The sequence below is a fragment of the Alkaliphilus crotonatoxidans genome (assembly GCF_054658015.1).
In genome coordinates this window covers 781,059-798,412 of sequence record NZ_BAAHXS010000006.1, presented here as the reverse complement: position 1 = coordinate 798,412, position 17,354 = coordinate 781,059, and the positions used below count along the sequence as shown (strand labels likewise).

At 38.9% G+C, this 17,354-nt stretch carries 13 protein-coding genes; 4 read left to right on the top strand and 9 right to left on the bottom strand.

The window, feature by feature from the left end; genetic code table 11:
* Window positions 1-184: 184 nt before the first annotated feature.
* The 9 genes from ACYQ1I_RS15770 to ACYQ1I_RS15730 all read right to left on the bottom strand — a co-directional run bounded on the left by ACYQ1I_RS15770 (window position 185) and on the right by ACYQ1I_RS15730 (window position 11,768).
* Window positions 185-787, bottom strand: a complete 603-nt coding sequence (locus tag ACYQ1I_RS15770; protein ID WP_459767019.1) for a TetR/AcrR family transcriptional regulator — start codon at window positions 785-787, stop codon at window positions 185-187.
* A 317-nt stretch (window positions 788-1,104) separates the two neighbouring features.
* The gene (locus ACYQ1I_RS15765; RefSeq protein WP_459767017.1) at window positions 1,105-1,482 is read right to left on the bottom strand and encodes a PPC domain-containing DNA-binding protein; all 378 of its coding nucleotides are present in this window, start codon (window positions 1,480-1,482) and stop codon (window positions 1,105-1,107) included.
* Window positions 1,483-1,608: 126 nt separating this feature from the next.
* On the bottom strand, window positions 1,609-2,139 hold the full coding sequence (gene dcd, locus ACYQ1I_RS15760) for a dCTP deaminase (RefSeq protein ID WP_459767015.1): 531 nt from the start codon (window positions 2,137-2,139) through the stop codon (window positions 1,609-1,611).
* Between the two features lie 306 nt (window positions 2,140-2,445).
* Window positions 2,446-3,753, bottom strand: a complete 1,308-nt coding sequence (locus tag ACYQ1I_RS15755) for a tetratricopeptide repeat protein (RefSeq protein ID WP_459767014.1) — start codon at window positions 3,751-3,753, stop codon at window positions 2,446-2,448.
* Between the two features lie 689 nt (window positions 3,754-4,442).
* Entirely contained in the window at window positions 4,443-5,591 is a 1,149-nt protein-coding gene (locus tag ACYQ1I_RS15750) for a S8 family peptidase (protein WP_459767012.1), read from the bottom strand.
* 462 nt (window positions 5,592-6,053) lie between these two features.
* The gene (locus ACYQ1I_RS15745; protein WP_459767010.1) at window positions 6,054-7,610 is read right to left on the bottom strand and encodes an ABC-F family ATP-binding cassette domain-containing protein; all 1,557 of its coding nucleotides are present in this window, start codon (window positions 7,608-7,610) and stop codon (window positions 6,054-6,056) included.
* Window positions 7,611-7,709: 99 nt separating this feature from the next.
* Window positions 7,710-9,800 carry a putative bifunctional diguanylate cyclase/phosphodiesterase gene (locus tag ACYQ1I_RS15740; protein WP_459767008.1) on the bottom strand — a complete coding sequence of 697 codons (2,091 nt, stop codon included), beginning with the start codon at window positions 9,798-9,800 and terminating at the stop codon, window positions 7,710-7,712.
* A 240-nt stretch (window positions 9,801-10,040) separates the two neighbouring features.
* Window positions 10,041-10,292 (bottom strand): hypothetical protein, encoded by a 252-nt coding sequence (locus ACYQ1I_RS15735; protein ID WP_459767007.1) that lies wholly within the window; start codon window positions 10,290-10,292, stop codon window positions 10,041-10,043.
* 195 nt (window positions 10,293-10,487) lie between these two features.
* The gene (locus tag ACYQ1I_RS15730; protein WP_459767005.1) at window positions 10,488-11,768 is read right to left on the bottom strand and encodes a chloride channel protein; all 1,281 of its coding nucleotides are present in this window, start codon (window positions 11,766-11,768) and stop codon (window positions 10,488-10,490) included.
* Between the two features lie 629 nt (window positions 11,769-12,397).
* Between ACYQ1I_RS15730 and ACYQ1I_RS15725 the strand changes: the two genes are divergently transcribed.
* The 4 genes from ACYQ1I_RS15725 (at window position 12,398) to ACYQ1I_RS15710 (ending at window position 17,300) form a co-directional block, all read left to right on the top strand.
* Window positions 12,398-13,081: a response regulator transcription factor gene (locus ACYQ1I_RS15725; protein WP_459767003.1), complete on the top strand. Its 684-nt coding sequence runs from the start codon at window positions 12,398-12,400 to the stop codon at window positions 13,079-13,081.
* Between the two features lie 2 nt (window positions 13,082-13,083).
* A complete protein-coding gene (locus ACYQ1I_RS15720) occupies window positions 13,084-14,001 on the top strand; it encodes a sensor histidine kinase (protein WP_459767001.1) in 918 nt (305 codons plus the stop codon).
* 70 nt (window positions 14,002-14,071) lie between these two features.
* The gene (locus ACYQ1I_RS15715; RefSeq protein ID WP_459766999.1) at window positions 14,072-14,749 is read left to right on the top strand and encodes an ABC transporter ATP-binding protein; all 678 of its coding nucleotides are present in this window, start codon (window positions 14,072-14,074) and stop codon (window positions 14,747-14,749) included.
* Window positions 14,718-17,300, top strand: coding sequence for an ABC transporter permease (locus tag ACYQ1I_RS15710; RefSeq protein WP_459766997.1), 2,583 nt, complete (start codon window positions 14,718-14,720; stop codon window positions 17,298-17,300). Before ACYQ1I_RS15715 ends, ACYQ1I_RS15710 begins: the two co-directional genes overlap by 32 nt.
* Window positions 17,301-17,354 lie beyond the last annotated feature (54 nt).

The window sequence follows — 17,354 nt, the reverse complement described above, 5'->3', positions numbered from 1 at the left end:
TTTGTTAGGTTAATTATAAATTATATTAGAAAAAAAGTTAAGGCCTTTATCTCGTATTTATCATAATAGATTTGATTTAATTGAAAAAATAATGTATTTTTCAATAATTCAGAGTTTAAATTAAATAAAAAAAGAAGAGATTATTTCTCTTCCAATCTTTTAAGGCTTGATGTCAAACTGATTATTAAAGGTCTTGACAATTTTGAATTCCATTCCAATAAAAACACCAAGAATGATATATTTCATCATCACTGGGGTCTGTTTCCAAGCTCATCCAATATAAAATATAACCACTCTGAATTGCAATAAAGGAATGGATTAGCTGTTGAATTGGTATATTCCTGATAACGCCCTTTTCAATACCTTCTGTAAATAGTTTCTTTAAATAAGGAATGCAGGATTCCATCCAGGATATGGTCTCATTTTTTAGACGATCTTTTAACTGGGTGGGCGGAAAGAAGACATTTCGCAGTAAAAACCTGCTCAGACTTTGATTATCGATATGGATTTTAATCAATCCAATAAAAAACAGATTTAACTTTTCCTCTACTGACCCTGAATCGTTTTCCTTGACTAATTTTTCAATGGCATGATTTTGGTGGGCCTGACTATCCTTTAAAAGGTCAATATAAAGATCCTCCTTTGAGGGATAATAATAGTAAAGGGAAGCGGCATTAATTCCTACTCTTTTAGCAATTTCCCTTAATGTTGTGGCCTCGTAGCCCTTCTCTTCAAAGTAAATTTGAGCGGAGTGTTTTATTCTTTCAACAGTTTCCCTTACCTTCATAGTTCATTAACCCCCGATTGTAATTACAGTTTTCCTAGAATTCCATTATACTTGATATATCCACAAATGTTAAGCTACATTGGGAAAGAGAGTATATATATGGATATAATACATTACTATATAATTATTAGGATGTCACTTTTTCAGCAGCATTATGCCAAGTTCATTCGATCACTATCTAATTGAGAAAAAAACCCTATGCTTTTTAGGAGTAACCCTTTTTATTTCAGGATCGGGTCTACTTACCAAAACACTGGGTTTAAATCATTTACATCAGGGATATGCTCAGGCAACATTTTTTACTTTTTAAATTGACGCTATGCTGGTATAAACTCTTTAATAACAAATTCACAGGCAAAAACCTCTGTTCCCTTGACCAGTTGACCCCCATAGGCATTTCCTTCTTCATCAGATAAAAGTATATGCAATTGAATAAAAGGTGATTCCTCTGTGGAGGATATACTGCCTGTTACATTTAGAATTTCCATCTGATTTGGAAAATGTCTTTCAATATATTCGCCTTTGTTTTGATTATAAAAGGCTACAGTTGCTTTGCTTGCTGATCCTGAGGCAGTAAGCTGACCTGCCCTGATCCTTTTATCCTTTACAAAATCCATTAAAAATTCGTATAAATCAGCGCCAAACGGAACCCTACCGATATAGCACTGTTTTTCATCGATTTTAATTGTCTTCATTTGATTCGCTTCCCCTTCAATATTTTCTTCGCTTTTTAAGCATAACTGCTTTTAGCGAAAGAATGCAATGATTCAATATTCCTATTTTTCAGTTTATTTCATAAAGAAATGATAAATTTTGTTATTCTATTTCTTATCATTTTTAAAGTCCCGATAGAGTAGGCTGGGCTGTATCCCCTTATTATTCTGATATTTACCACTTTTATATTTATCATATTCACCCTCTATGGCATGATAAAATATTTGACAAATTTCTACGCCAGGATAAATTTTGATTGGCTGTACGCAAAACATTTCCAGTGTCCAATAGCCATTAAAGCCGACATCACCAAAGCCTGCTGTAATATGAACAAATAGACCCAGACGGCCTATGGAAGAACGGCCTTCCAGCATGGGAACATAACAGTCGGTTTTTGTATATTCCAAAGTTCTGCCTAAATATAATCTGCCGGTCTGCAAAATTAGACCTTCGTCAGGAATAATTAATTTACTGGCCTTGTTTTCACATTTCATATCAAGACATTTATTGTCATATACCAATAATTCATGGTGTAATCTCAGGTTATAGCTATTAGGATTTAATTGAGATTCACAAAATGGTTCTATGACAATTTCCTTGCCTATTTTATTTTTGATTGCTTTTCCTGATAAAATCATTTTCTTCTCCCCTAAAACAGTATATTTATCTATTAATATTTCTACATATCTTAACCTTTTTCCTTCACAATTGATCGGTCAGCATATCCATTTTAATTGATAATATATTAATTAAAATATATTTATTTACATACTTTTCAAGAAAAGTAAATTGTGTTAAAATACTTAAGGAAAGTTTTGTCTCCTGTAAATTTTGCTCTGGTCGGCAATTTAAAGGTGGATGAGACTTTTTTAGAACTTTAAAAAGTCAGCAAGGGTACCAGATATAGGTGTCTTGCTGACTTTTTTCGATTCAAAAAATAGCCTTTAAATATTTCTAATCTTTTTAAAGTACAACTTGCTTTTTTCTAAGGAGCCCATTTCACAATATAGTTCCCCTAAAAGGGTAAATATTTCTCTGAGTTTGAGCTTACTGTTCCTTAGTTCTAATTGAGATTCTGCTTGCAATAGCTTAATCTCTGCCAGCTCCAATTTATCCTGTGATTTATAGATTGCTGCTAATGTCATTAAACCTGTAATTAATGTTGTTTCGTCCTTTTCCAGCTTAGCAGCCTCAATAGCCTCCTCTAAATAGTTTTTGGCGGTTTCTACTTCTTTAATGGCTTGATAGCCCTTAGAAACAGATAGGAAATATTGAGGAAGATCGTTATTGCTAATTTTATTTTTAAGAGAAACTGCTTTTTTTACTTGATCTAAAGCCTCTTCAGGATTGCCCAACAATTGATATAGATTAGCGGTTTCACAGTACATTCTTGCTAAATTTTCAACCGTTAAACCACTTTCTCTATTGATGAGCTTGTCATAAATTTTCTTAGCCTTTTCATAATTTCTTAAGGCTAAGTAGGTATTGGCTTCCATAAGTAGAACTTCATCAAGCTTTTTATCACTAATACCCTTTAATTCCTTATACTTGTCTATCTCTTGAAGTGCTAAATCATATCGTTTTTCATTAATATAACACCGCATTTTGTTATACAATGCTTGTGCCTTAATATCATTGCCATTTATCAGCTTAACCTCTACAGATAGGTTAAAGGCCTTGTCACTATAAAACAATGCCTGTTCCAAAAGGCCCATTTTTATATAGCAATTGGCAATTTTGATGTAAAGAAGAGCAATAGGACTGTTTTCCCTGACTTCTAAATAGTATTCAAGGGAATTAAAGTAATCAACCATTGCTAAATTATATTTATTACAATCGAAGTAATAGGTCCCTCTGGTTAAAAGTACCTCTGATTCTTTATCCCTTAATTTCCATTCCTTAGATAGGGTTAGCATTTTATTAAAAATTTCATGGACATGTTGATAATCTGATTCGTTTTTATTTTCAATAATTGGCGTTAAACCTTCCAAATAATAATTGATTATTTTTCTGGCCTGTTCTTCCTCAGACTCCAATAAGTACTCTGGCGTTACTTCTTTACCAAGATTTTTATAAAATTGATTCAGCTTATAGGCAATGATCGTTGCAGTTTTTCTATTAAGTCGTCTTTTACCATTTTCAATCATACTAATCAGGCTGCGGGTAATTTTATCATCTGTTAGTTGGTCTTGGCGTAGACCAATTTTTTTTCTAAGAAGTTTAATTTTTTTTCCAGGGCTTAATATTTCCATATATTTCCCTCCCTCCTTAAATACTATTATATATTGCACTCAAAGGGTAGTTCAAATACCCTTGAAGTGTTGAACATAATGAAATAACTCTTTGTCAGTGTTATTTTTCAAGTATTATCCAATTTCAAGATAATTATTCTATTGTGTCTTTTACTAGTACCTTGCGTCATATAAAAGATTTGCCAGGGTTAAGCTTAATTTTAAGTGACGCAGGATACTAGTATCCCGTCGTAATAAACATATAACTTCGTTGTCGTCAGACGTCATATTGCTCCATATGGTTTCCTTATCTGTCATATTCTATGAAAATTCTCCTCAGGAAACCACTCAGACTTTAACTACGACGTAGTACTAGCTTACTTTTAATTATATTAACAAATTTTTTTGTTCTTGTCTAAAGAAATTATATAATATTTTTTTGCAATAAAATATTTTATTCTATTAATCTTTAAAGAATTTAGGTTTTTCAATAGGTCTATGGTTTTACATTGTATTATTTTACCAATATTTTTTTATTATTAAGGTAACATGTTTGTATGGGTACAATTATATAGTATACTTCGACCTTTGTTATTATCAGCATTTTAACAGCACTTTGTACATTTTATAGCATAGTATAAAAAGAGCAGAAGGGAAATCATCTTCCCCTTCTGCCCTTTCTCTCTTAAAGGCTTAATTGTCTATATTTTTTAATAAGCTAATGCTGCATTAATGGCAGGTACAGCCTGCACAAGACCGTTTCCATAATGATTTGAATTTCCTAAAGGTGTTGCAGTGCTGTTAAGAATCTGTCTGATTTGGGTATTGCTTAAGTTAGGTCTTGCACCCTTTACAAGGGCGGCTACTCCCGCCACGTGGGGTGAAGCCATGGAAGTTCCGGTATAAGTTGCATAACCATTACCGGGAACGGTACTTAAAATGCTGACACCAGGAGCTGAAATTTCAACTGCTGGCCCTGTACTGGAAGAAGAGCCTCTAACGTTGTTAGAATTGGTAGAAGCTACGGCCATTACTGAAGCGTATCTTGCAGGATAGCCTACGGAATTCCCCGTTCCACTGGCATTTCCACTGTTTCCTGCAGCAGCGATTAATAGAACCCCTGCTTGATTGGCAGCATCGCAAATGTTTTGTAAAATTGTTGAGCTTGAAGGGCCCCCCAGGCTCATATTAACGATATGCATTCCATTGTTGACTGCCCATTGAATACCTTGGGCAATACCGGCATAGGTACCGCCTCCATTATTATTTAATACCTTTACGGCATACAAATCTACGTTATAGGCTACTCCAAGAACACCTATCGTATTATTTAAGGCTGCAATTGTTCCAGCTACATGGGTTCCATGACCGTCTCCATCATAGAAAGGGTTAGAATTGGCGCTATCAGTAAATACTGAGTATCCACCCCTAACGTTTAAATCAGGATGAGAACTGTCAATTCCAGTATCAAGAACGGCAACTTTAACGCCTGCGCCTCTGTATCCTGCTGCATGGGCTTGAGGAGCCTGTACTCGAGTTATGCCCCAGGGGACTGTTTGAGCATAGGCGGTAACCTCTGCATTGGGTTCTACTGCTACGACATTGGGATTGCTGGCCAATGCCTTTGCTTGGCTTGGTGTTAATTCAAGAACCTGTACGGGTAATATGTCTAGAGTTTGTTTGACCTGCTTCGCCTGAATACCATAGGATGTAGCCATGCCTCTGGCTGATACCCCTGATGAACCTTTGAACTGTACAAGATATTCCTGGGTACCCTGTTCATTTCCATACACCGCCGAAGGGATCAGTAACCCAAAGGATAATACTAAAATTAGCATAATTGATAAAAGTCTTTTCATTTGTCTTCCTCCTTTTCTATTTTGCTCTGGTCGGCAATTCAAAGGTTAATCGTTACTATCAAGTCGGTTGGTTCTCTTATGTAGCGCACACCTCCACCTCCTTATGGTTTGACTAGCAAAAATCGTTGTAGGTGGCTAGTCCCTTACCATAAATTTACACTACAAATTTATATTGCGCAAAATTCAAATTATTTCAAATATTATACTATTAGCCCAAAAAAGCCCATTTGCTTCCCTTTTCTCATGTTTACGACTTGTAACTATTGATATTATGCATTGTTAATTATATGAGCCAATAAGACCGACGAATTCAATCAGAAATAAATACAATAAAAATAAATAATTTTTTTAAAAAATTTTTGTTAACAATGGCCATAATGAGGTGTAACCGGTTGTCGTAGATGAAATATATAAAAAAACGACTCAAATTGGCTAAAGTACTGCCTCATTTGAGTCGTTTTTTTATACAATTTTAGTTGTCCAATCTTCCACATTCCAGACATCTGTTACCCAATCCTCATAGAAATCCGGTTCATGGGAAACCAAAAGAATAGTCCCCTTAAACTCCTTCAAAGCTCTTTTAAGCTCATCCTTTGCATCTACATCAAGATGGTTGGTGGGTTCGTCCAGTACCAGCCAATTGATTTCCCTAAGCATCAGCTTACATAATCTAACCTTGGCATTTTCACCACCACTTAACACCATCATTTGACTTGTTATATGTTCATTGCTTAAACCGCATTTGGCCAGGGCCTGTCGCACCTCAAAGTTTGTCAAGCCAGGGTACTCGTTCCATATTTCCTCCATGGCAGTTTGATTGTTATCACGACTGCTCTCCTGTTCAAAATATCCAGGATACAAATAATCACCAAGCTCTACCTTCCCCGAAACTGGTTTTAATTGTCCCAATAGGGTCTTTAACAGAGTTGATTTACCCAATCCATTTACTCCTCTAATGGCGACTTTCTTTCCACGTTCAAGGCTTACATTTAAAGGCTTAGTTAAGGGTTCATCGTACCCAATTACAAGATTTTCAGCTGAAAAAATGATTTTTCCCGGTGTACGGGCCTCTATAAATTGAAAAGTAGGCTTAATCTTTTCTCTGGGCCGCTCGATCCTTTCCATTTTATCCAGCTGTTTTTGTCGGCTCTTGGCTCTGCCGGTGGTGGAAATGCGAGCCTTGTTTCTGGCAATAAAATCCTCCAGGCGTTCAACCTCCTGCTGTTGACGCTCATAGGCATATTGCTGCTGTTGTTTTTTGATTTCATAGAGTTTCATAAACTGGTCATAATCACCTGAATAGCGGGTCAGGGTGGCATTTTCCACGTGATAGATAACATTTACCACTTCATTCATAAAAGGAACATCATGGGAGACCAGTATGAAGCTGTTCTCATAATTTTTTAAATAACGCTTTAACCATTCAATATGTTCTACATCCAGATAGTTTGTGGGCTCATCAAGAATGAGAATAGTTGGATTTTGGAGTAAGAGCTTTGTTAAAAGCACCTTGGTTCTTTGTCCTCCGCTGAGATCGGAAACGTCACGATCCAGCCCGATTTCCCTAAGACCAAGACCATTGGCAATTTCCTCTATCTTTGAATCAATCATATAGAAGCTGTTTCCTTCTAATATGGCTTGTATTTCACTTACATCTTCCATCATCTTCGTAAGCTCTGACTCTGAAGCATCTGCCATTCTTTCATATATTTCAAGCATTTCAGCTTCTAAATCGAACATTCCCTGAAAGGCCTCCCTTAGGGCTTCTCGAATGGTTTTTCCCTTGGTTAATACCGAATGCTGATCTAAATAACCCACCGTTACACGATTGGACCATTCTACCGTTCCTGCATCCGGCATCAGCTTTCCTGTGATGATGTCTAAAAAGGTAGATTTTCCTTCTCCATTGGCTCCCACCAGACCTACATGCTCTCCCTTCAGCAGTCGAAAGGATACTTCTTGAAAAATAGTTCTGGCTCCAAATCCATGACTCATGTCAGTCACTGTCAATACACTCATTTTATTCTCCTCTGCTTTCATCTTTAGAATCACTATATATTGTACTAAAGATGTTGTGTCAGAACAATCCCTTTTGTCATTCTTCCTTCCAGGATCAATTCAACTCTTTCTCAATAGTATTTCAAAGTCCTCAGGGGGAATAGGCTTATAGAAATAATATCCCTGGGCAAAGTCGCAATGCTTTTTCTTTAACTGAATTAATTGTTCCCTGGTTTCAACCCCCTCCGCCGTAACTGTTAGCCGCATACCATGGGCCATTGAGATAATTGCATCGGCAATAATGGCTTCATTGGAATCTTCATGAATATCATGGACAAAGGACTTGTCAATTTTAACCGTATTAATCGGCAGATGCTTCAGGTAGTTTAGTGAGGAATACCCTGTTCCAAAGTCATCAAGGGCGATGGATATGTTCATTTTTCTTAATTCATTTAGTATTCTAATGGTATATTTTAAATCCTGCATGGCTACTGTTTCTGTTACCTCTAATTCCAGCCAATGGGGTTCTAAGTTTACCTCCGTCAGAATTTGCCTTATGGTTTTAACAAGGTCTTTTTGCTGAAATTGTCTGGCAGAAATATTGACTGCCAGGGGGATTAGCTTTAATCCACTTTCTTGCCATTTCTTATTTTGCCGACAGACCTCCCTTAATACCCATTCTCCCAGGGCACGTATCATACCATTTTCCTCTGCCAATGAAATAAAATGAGAAGGGCCGATCAACCCCTTTAGCGGGTGCAACCATCGAATTAGAGCTTCACCGCCAACAACTTCATTTGTCCTCAGATCAATTTTGGGCTGATAGTAAACAATTAGTTCTTTTTTATCGATAGCATGGCGTAAATCTGTTTCTAATTTAGCTTTTTCCATAAAATCAGTTTTAAGTCTGTCATTAAAAACATAATAGCAGTTTTTACCTTTTTCCTTTGCTTCATACATGGCTACTTCAACATTTTTCAGTAGCCCTTCGGCATCTGTTCCATGAAAAGGTGACACGGCAAGACCAATACTGGTACTGACAAAGCTCTCATAATCTTTAATTAACAGTCCCATTTTAAAGGATTCTAAGATTTTATCGGCTAATGAAACAGCATCACGAATTCCCTCAATGGGTTTTAATATAACAAATTCATCGCCGCCAAAACGGCACAGGGTCCCGGTGTCGTCTAAACAGGCCTTAATTTGCTCTCCTACACGATGTAATAGTAAATCTCCATAGCTATGCCCCAGGGTGTCAATGGTTTTTTTAAAATCATCCAAATCAAGTAGAAGAACGGCAATGTTTTTGCCATTTTTCCTGCAGTTTATTAATTCCTGCTCCAACTGCTCTATAAAATAAAAACGATTATATAGACCTGTTACGGGATCAATATAGGCCAGGTGTCTTATTCTTTCCTGGGTTCCTTTCGTTTCAGTAATATCGGTATGGGAACCTGCCATACGAACTAGATTTCCCTCTTGGTCCCAAATTGACTGTCCCCGGCTTAATATCCATCGATATTCTCCGTTCTTTGCCAATACCCTGTACTCACTTCGATAATGGGAAATTTTTTTCTCAAAGTGATTTTTTAATTCCCGTTCAATATTTTGTAGATCACTAGGATGAACTAAGTTAAACCATTGGCTTTGGACATTTTCAATCTCATCGGGTTTATAGCCAAGCATTACCTTGGTTCGATCAAATACAAATGTGTTATTTTTTAAATCCCAATCCCAAATTCCATCATTCGAGCCCTCTATTGCCAGTCGATATCGTTCCTCTATCTGCTTTAAATCACTTTGGCTCTGGTTAAGGGCCTTTAGCTTTTCCCGAAGCTCCTCTTCTGTAGCAATTAATTCTTCATGGGTTGTCTCCAGCTCTTCGTAGCTTTCCTTAAGCTCTATTCTGGCAGTTTCAAATATTTTAATATTTTGTTTTATAATAAAATATAATATAGCAGCAGTAAGGAACATGTAGCTCCATCCCTTTAGGGTTTGATAGAGGGCAATTCTGCGTATGCTATCAGGGAAAATTAACAATAATATTTTATCTGAGAGAAGTATCCATGAGACTCCTAAAACAAAATAGATAATTGTTATTCTGGATGCCGTATAATGAGCATTAAAATCAATCACCCTACTATTCTGATGAATAAAATCCCTCTTTTGACCCTTTATACATGCCTTTATCCGGTTTATAAGCAGCTTCATTTCTTATTCCCCCACATTCGTTTTACATTTTTTAACCTTGAAATCACGAATATGTATAAATTGTTGTTGATTAATAGATCAATCTATGCTGCTAATAACTTAAAGTACATTTACATAATATCTCCACAATAACCTAATATTTACTTTAATTCTACATTTATTTTAGTTATCCTCTAAAAACTTAGAGAAAAATCCAAATTTGTGTCAAAAAAAGAAGCCTTGAATGTTAATTCACAGGCTTCATAGATTGATTCTTGGAGTTTCTTTATTATATTGTATGATTGTACTGCATTTTTTGCATTTTCCAGTATATCGCATAGGTTTATTTGAATTCTTTTCAAATTCACATTTTATTACATCATAGTCTGCTTCAAAACATAAGGGGCATACAAATCGATTTTCCAGTAAAATTGCCTCACGCTTAATTTTATTGATTTTTTTATGATTAACTCTGCCACTGATTTTTTCATTAGGAAAAGTTATTTTCGCCATTGGTCTTAAATCCTCCACCGCTATTTTATATCAATCAGTTTAATAGATTACTATAATTCCTTCATTAATTATAGCATATACTGTTTTTCTTGTGGAGTACGGGATGAATTCCTCAATATTACCTTGAAGAATCACCATTTCTTTTATTTAATAACTATATACTTCAAAATAGAAATTAAGCAGCTTAACTTAATGTTAATGGCTGTCATCCTTTGCGTCATGCCTTCTCCACTTCTCCATCTCCTCATACTGCCATTGATCAGGCTTAGTAACACCATAAATTACCTGGCTATGGCCAAGGGCATAACCAACTATGCTGCCAATGGTGGCAGGAACCCCCAGTCTTAAGCCTACCATTTCCACCAACATGATTGTTGCAGCAATAGGAACATTGGCAATACTGGCCAGACTGGCAGCCATTCCGGCTATTACCAGTGAAGCTGATAAGCCAATATCTCCATTGGCGGCAATGGAGGATATCATATTACCAGCGATGGCACCTATGTATAGAGCTGGTATGACAAGGCCGCCGCTACCACCAGAGGCCACTGTAAAGGAGGTTGACAGCATTTTACCAAACAGTAATAGGAGCAAAATACCAAAGGACAGATTAAAATCAATCATTTCCTGGATTACATGATTTCCGGTTCCACCTACCCTGGGCATTACATAGACAATCAGTCCTGTTAGAACACCTCCCAAGAGCGGGTGGATTTTTTGATATGGTAAGCCTTTAAAAATATTTTGAGCCCATCTAAAGATTGCCATAAATACTAATGATAGCAGTCCTGCTAATATTCCGGCTAAAATAAAAAAGGGGATATTGTAAACATTGGGCAGATAATCGGGGATAATAAACAAAGGTACAGAGCTCGACAGCATGCTGTAAATTACAAACCCCATGGTTGAAGATAGCAGTGCTGGAAAGAGGTCTGCATAGTGTAAAGATGAACGAAACAACACCTCAACTACGAATATACCACCCCCTAAGGGGGATCTAAAGATGGCACCAACTGCACCGGCTGCCCCACAGATGGTTAGTATTCTTTTATCCTCTTCATAAAAATAGTTTTTAATGATAGGCATGTTGGCTATCCCGTCGGCCAGGCCTCCCCCCATAACCAGCATGGGTCCTTCTACACCCCCACTTCCTTGAAAACCCAGGGTGATGGCAGTTGCCATTAGCTTACTGAAGAGGGTTTTCAGCTTCAAGAATCCAGCCCTTTGGTTGACTTCGCTAATATAATGGTTGGTACCAAAGCCAGCAGCAAAGGGGTCCCACAGGTATAATATAGATACCAACGCACCGCCTATCATAGGAGCAAAGACAAGGGGAACATATTGACTAATGGCTCCTGTAAAATCGATTGCCTTCTTTAAAACAACTGCTGAAAGTCCCCCGCCTATTCCTACTAAAGTAGCCACCACCAACCACTTTGTCATGTACTTTCCTACATAATGCATAATATTCTTCATCCTATTGCTCCTTTTAGTTAGCTTCCAATAATAGTATTAGATGAATTTCAGTAAAATAGTATTATATTCTATCTTACCTTTAGTTGTCAACCTTTGCCAATTTAATCGCTTCGAGGGGATGAATGAATAAAAAGCATATACACTTGCCATGGGAGGTTTTATCTAGATAGTTTATATTTCGTCCCTACAATTTTCCATTAATTTTCTTACTTATTTTAAAAACTCAATTAGTGGATTGATAATTGTTGCCCATTAGCATAGGACATAACAAAGAGTAAAATATAAGCACCTGGTTTGAATTCTCGCTGCTATTAAATAGAGGAAAAAACGGTACCAGAACAGCCTTTGCAGGCTGACAGGAAAGTTATTCCGTCCCTTGCTGAATGCTGGATAGTTTTCTACTATGTATAAACTAGAATTGCTTGACGCTTTGCGCAGTAGTGTAACTTGTATTTTAATCTATGTAAGTTGCTTATATTATTTTGTTTGTATCTAATGGTCTAAGTACATATAATTATAGTTAGTTGATTATATGCTCTTTCCATACCCGAACGATAGACATGGACTGTAGTTCAATATAGCCCAAAGCCCCTGCTTGAATAGAGTAAAGAGAATAACGGAGGTACACTATGAAAAAGAAGATTTTGATATTGGAAGACGACGAAAATTTAAGCCGTGGTATGACATTTACCTTTGAAAAGGATGGTTACGATGCAGTTTCAGCAAGTAGCATTAAGGACGGAAAACGGATATTGGAACAACATAAAATTAATCTTATCATACTGGATTTAGGGCTGCCGGATGGTAACGGACTTGATTTGTGCAAAGAAATCAGGACATATTCAAACGTCCCAATTATTATCCTGACTGTCTGTGACTTAGAAACAGACGAGGTATCAGGCCTCTTGGCCGGTGCAGACGATTATATTACTAAACCCTTTTCCCTATCCATTTTACGGGCAAGGGTTGAAGCCCTGCTCCGCCGCACGGAGGCTGAAAACCGGCATATTATCCGTTCCGGCAAATATAGGTTGGACACAAATCTTTGCAAGCTTTTCTGCGAGGATGAAGAAATATCCATCAGTGCTACTGAATATAGATTACTCTATTTTTTGATGATAAACAATGGGCAAGTGCTTTCAAAGGAACAGATATTATCTTCCCTATGGGACAACAAAGGGAATTTTGTAGATGAAAACACCCTGCCCGTCAATATCAGCCGTCTGCGAGCAAAGCTGGAGGACGATCCCAAAAATCCTCAGATCATTAGGACTATTCACGGAATCGGCTACATTTGGAATGGAGGGTTGTAGGGATGGTGACTGTCATTACCATTACAATAGCTGTCGCTCTATGCCTCCTAACTGTCCATTTCAGCCATCGTTATGTAAGAAAAACCTTTGATTCGATTGATAAGGTTTTAGACAGAGTATTAGCCAGAAATACAGAGCTCCCATTTGAGGCAGCAGCGGATAGTAGACTTTCCAAATTGACCCATAAAGCTGTTAAAATCATTCAGATGAACATAATAGATATTTCTCAAAGCAAGCGAGAGAAGGAAATTATACAAAGCTTTATTTCGGATATGTCCCATCAGATGAAAACACCCCTATCCGGCGTTGCCATGTATACCGACCTGCTGATGGAAGGGCATATTACTGAAGCCGAGGCGCAGGAATTTTTATCACGCATCAAAACAGGAACAGAAAAATTGCAATGGATGATGGACAGCCTTGTAAAAATGTCCAGGCTGGAGGTTGGAGCCATCGAATTGTCTCCCCTTCCAACAGGCATCAAACAGACTATTTCCGACAGCATCAGCGCTGTATATGCCGTAGCGGCCAAGAAAAACATTTCCATTCAGACAGCATATTTTGAAGATATTCCATTGCTGCATGACCGTAAATGGACAAGTGAAGCATTAACTAATATTTTGGAAAATGCTATCAAATATTCTCTACCTGACGGAGAAGTCAATATATCCTTGGAAACTCTGCCTATCTATACAAAAATCAACATTATTGATAATGGTATCGGAATTGCCCCCGACGAGTATAATTATATTTTTAAGCGGTTTTATCGGGGAAGAAATGCAAAGGACCTTGACGGCGCAGGTTTAGGGCTATACTTAGCTTCACTGATATTTCAAAAACAGGGCGGCTATATTCTAGTAGATTCCAAACCGGGGAAATATACGACATTTTCAATGTTCTTACAAAACTGTAAGAAATAATTTGATTTTGTTAGGAGCCTGTAAGAACTGTTGATTATGATGAAATCAATAGAGAAAGGAGGCATATTTCATGTCGGTTTTGAAAGCAGAAGCCTTAAAGAAATATTATGGAAAAGGCCCCAGCACCGTCAAGGCATTGGACGGTATTGATTTGGAAATACAGGAGGGTGAATTTGTTGCCGTTGTCGGTACGTCTGGCTCGGGGAAAAGCACCCTCCTGCATATGCTGGGCGGTTTGGACACGCCGACGGGCGGCAAGGTGATCGTGGGTGGCAAGAATATTTCGGGAATGACGGATGAACAGCTTACCATCTTCCGACGCAGGAATGTAGGCTTTGTATTCCAGCATTATAACCTTGTTCCCATTTTGAATGTTTATGAAAATATTGTCCTGCCCATTGAGCTGGACGGAAACGCTATTGATGAAGGCTTTGTGGAGAACATTATTGAAACCCTGGGTCTCTCAGAGAAGAAAAAGAATCTTCCTAATAATCTTTCCGGTGGCCAGCAGCAGCGTGTGGCCATTGCCCGGGCCTTGGCAACAAAGCCGTCCATTCTTCTTGCGGATGAGCCAACCGGAAATCTTGACAGTAAAACCAGCCAGGATGTTTTGGGCGTCTTAAAAATGACCTCAACAAAATTCCATCAGACAATGGTGATGATTACCCACAATGAGCAGATTGCCCAGCTTGCTGATCGTGTGATACGAATTGAGGATGGTAAAATCATCACTGGGGAAGGCCGGTGACGATATGAGGAACAACAATCAAGCTGCTGTAAGAAGGCTATCGAAACAAAGCTTTTTGGCAAATAAAAGCCGGAACATATTTGCGCTGATTGCCATTGTGTTAACCTCTGTGCTGATTACTGCGGTATTCACCATAGGCATCAGCCTTTCCGATGGTATGCAGCAGATGCTGATCCACAGCTACGGACGTAGTACAGAGGTGGATTTTCAATATCTTACCCAGGATGAAGCCCAGCGTGTGGCGGCGCACCCGCTGATCGAAGAATATGGCCTGTCTAGGCTGATTACGGCAACAACCGAAGGCGTATTCCGCCAGGCACAGGGCGAAATTCATACGGCTGACGAGAATTTTGCCGAGTTTACTTTCAGCAAGCCGACGACAGGCCGATTGCCCGAGGCAGAAAAGGAAATCGCCCTGATGAGCTGGATTTTGGACGCAATGAACCTGCCAAGGGAATTGGGCCAGGTCGTACATCTGGATTTTGAAGTGGCTGGAACGCCTTACAGTATAGATTTTACCGTCTGTGGGTTCTGGGACAGCGACCTAAACCTTCGGCCCTATGGAATTATGTATATTTCAGACCAACTGGCGGATAAGCTGCTGGCAGGTGTGAATCCGGCAGAAACACGTATGGGTGCAGGCTATTACGGCGTAACCAAATTGACCGCCAATATAGACGGCAAGCTGTCGGAGCTTGGTGAGAATGTCGATACTATCCTGCTGGATACCGGAATTGATGCTGAGGCTGCGGGCGTTATCTTTAACGGTGCTTACGACGCAACAAATGCCGATGCTGAAATTATCGCAGCAATGGCCTTAATCATTGCAATTATATTGATAAGCGGCTACCTTCTTATTTACAATATTTTTTACATTTCAGTTATGCGTGATGTAAGGTTTTATGGCTTGCTGAAAACCATTGGCACGACCCAAAAGCAGCTTGGACGTGTCGTCAATTTTCAGGCACTCTTACTTTGCGCCATTGGCATCCCTGTGGGGCTCCTTTTGGGCTATCTGCTGGGCATTATGCTGATTGCCGTACTGCTTGGTTTTCTCGCAATCGACTATATGGCCGCACCTCCCAATCCATGGATATTCCTGCTGGGAGCAGCCATCTCGCTGGTTACAGTGCTGGTCAGTTGCCACGGCCCCGCAAAAAAAGCCGGAAAGGTTAGTCCTGTAGAGGCGGTACGTTTTACCAACGTTGCCGCTGCTCCCACCAAGAAGGCGAAGGCAGGAAACAGCGGAGCCAAAATACACCGTATGGCGTGGTCCAATGTCTTTCGCAGCAGAAAAAAGGCGGTGCTTGTAATCACTTCCCTTTCTTTGGGGCTGATTCTGTTCAACATCTTTTATACCTACATCAACAGCTTTGATGTCATCAAGTTTCTGCAAGGGCGAATTAACGGCGATTTCCTCATTGCCGATACGGATTATTTCAATCATACCCACCTTTATGAAGCAAACCATACCTTAAGTAAAGATGTGCTGCTAGCTGTCGAGAAGCTTGACGGTGTGCAGGAGGTTGCCAAGGTCTATTATGAAAGCGGCTGGGCTCCCGTAGAAGGTAAAATTCGGGACGGCTTAATCCATTACCTGCGCAAAGAATTAGAATCTGATGGAGCTCCACAGACCAAACAGGAAATTGAAAAAACCATTCAAGATGCACTGTCCCAATGGGATTATATAAACCCTCAGGTCTACGGCTTTGAAAGCTATTGGCTGGATAAACTGGAGGAAAACATGGTTGAAGGGACCTTTGACCGAGATAAATTTTTGTCTGGTGATTACCTGCTGCTGGGATTTGATGGAGAAGGTATGGTAAAGGTCGGAGATACCGTCATATTTTCTTTGGACGGTGAGGATGGCCAGAAACGCAGCTATAAGGTCATGGGGAGAGTAAATGCCAGCGCACTCTATTCTTTAAGCGTCCATTATCGCATAATGCCCAGTTTTTCCGTTTATCTGCCCTCTTCCGAATTTGAAAGCCTTGAAAACCCCAATATTATGTCGGCTACGGTCATGGCAGATCAAGCTTACGTTGATAATCTTCAGACAGAGATCGGGGCACTCCTCGCAAATAATCCCCAAGTGGACTTTCGCTCCCGTGCCGATTATATTGCCGAGATGAAAAGTGATAATCAGCAGTTCGCCCTCATTGGCTTTACACTATGCGCTGTGATTTTGCTGATCGGTATCTTGAATTTCGTTAACACCACCATGACCAACATTTTTTCCCGCAGACAGGAGCTTGCCATGCTCCAGAGCGTGGGCATGACCGCCAAGCAGGGCAAAAAGATGCTTGTATTGGAAAGCATATATTATATAGTCTTAGCCCTACTGGTCTTTGTAACGATGGGCTATGCAGTCAGCTACTTTGCCGTTAACACTGTAACACAGGGTAGCGCCGCATACACCTATCGATTCACCTTTGCGCCTCTTTTTATCTGCTTTCCATTATTGCTGCTATTGGCCTTTATATTACCAATTCGTATGTATAAAAGCATTTCAAGGGATAGCGTAGTAGAGCGGCTAAGGGAAAAAGAGTAGAGCAAGCAAATATTATGGCAATTGGAGTAGTTATTATGCAAAAGTATAAAAAAA

Excerpts from the sequence above, each read along its gene's own strand:
- ACYQ1I_RS15770 (WP_459767019.1), bottom strand. The coding sequence starts at position 787 with ATGAAGGTAAGGGAAACTGTTGAAAGAATAAAACACTCCGCTCAAATT.
- ACYQ1I_RS15765 (WP_459767017.1), bottom strand. The coding sequence starts at position 1,482 with ATGAAGACAATTAAAATCGATGAAAAACAGTGCTATATCGGTAGGGTT.
- dcd (WP_459767015.1), bottom strand. The coding sequence starts at position 2,139 with ATGATTTTATCAGGAAAAGCAATCAAAAATAAAATAGGCAAGGAAATT.
- ACYQ1I_RS15755 (WP_459767014.1), bottom strand. The coding sequence starts at position 3,753 with ATGGAAATATTAAGCCCTGGAAAAAAAATTAAACTTCTTAGAAAAAAA.
- ACYQ1I_RS15750 (WP_459767012.1), bottom strand. The coding sequence starts at position 5,591 with ATGAAAAGACTTTTATCAATTATGCTAATTTTAGTATTATCCTTTGGG.
- ACYQ1I_RS15745 (WP_459767010.1), bottom strand. The coding sequence starts at position 7,610 with ATGAGTGTATTGACAGTGACTGACATGAGTCATGGATTTGGAGCCAGA.
- ACYQ1I_RS15740 (WP_459767008.1), bottom strand. The coding sequence starts at position 9,800 with ATGAAGCTGCTTATAAACCGGATAAAGGCATGTATAAAGGGTCAAAAG.
- ACYQ1I_RS15735 (WP_459767007.1), bottom strand. The coding sequence starts at position 10,292 with ATGGCGAAAATAACTTTTCCTAATGAAAAAATCAGTGGCAGAGTTAAT.
- ACYQ1I_RS15730 (WP_459767005.1), bottom strand. The coding sequence starts at position 11,768 with ATGAAGAATATTATGCATTATGTAGGAAAGTACATGACAAAGTGGTTG.
- ACYQ1I_RS15725 (WP_459767003.1), top strand. The coding sequence starts at position 12,398 with ATGAAAAAGAAGATTTTGATATTGGAAGACGACGAAAATTTAAGCCGT.
- ACYQ1I_RS15720 (WP_459767001.1), top strand. The coding sequence starts at position 13,084 with ATGGTGACTGTCATTACCATTACAATAGCTGTCGCTCTATGCCTCCTA.
- ACYQ1I_RS15715 (WP_459766999.1), top strand. The coding sequence starts at position 14,072 with ATGTCGGTTTTGAAAGCAGAAGCCTTAAAGAAATATTATGGAAAAGGC.
- ACYQ1I_RS15710 (WP_459766997.1), top strand. The coding sequence starts at position 14,718 with ATGGTAAAATCATCACTGGGGAAGGCCGGTGACGATATGAGGAACAAC.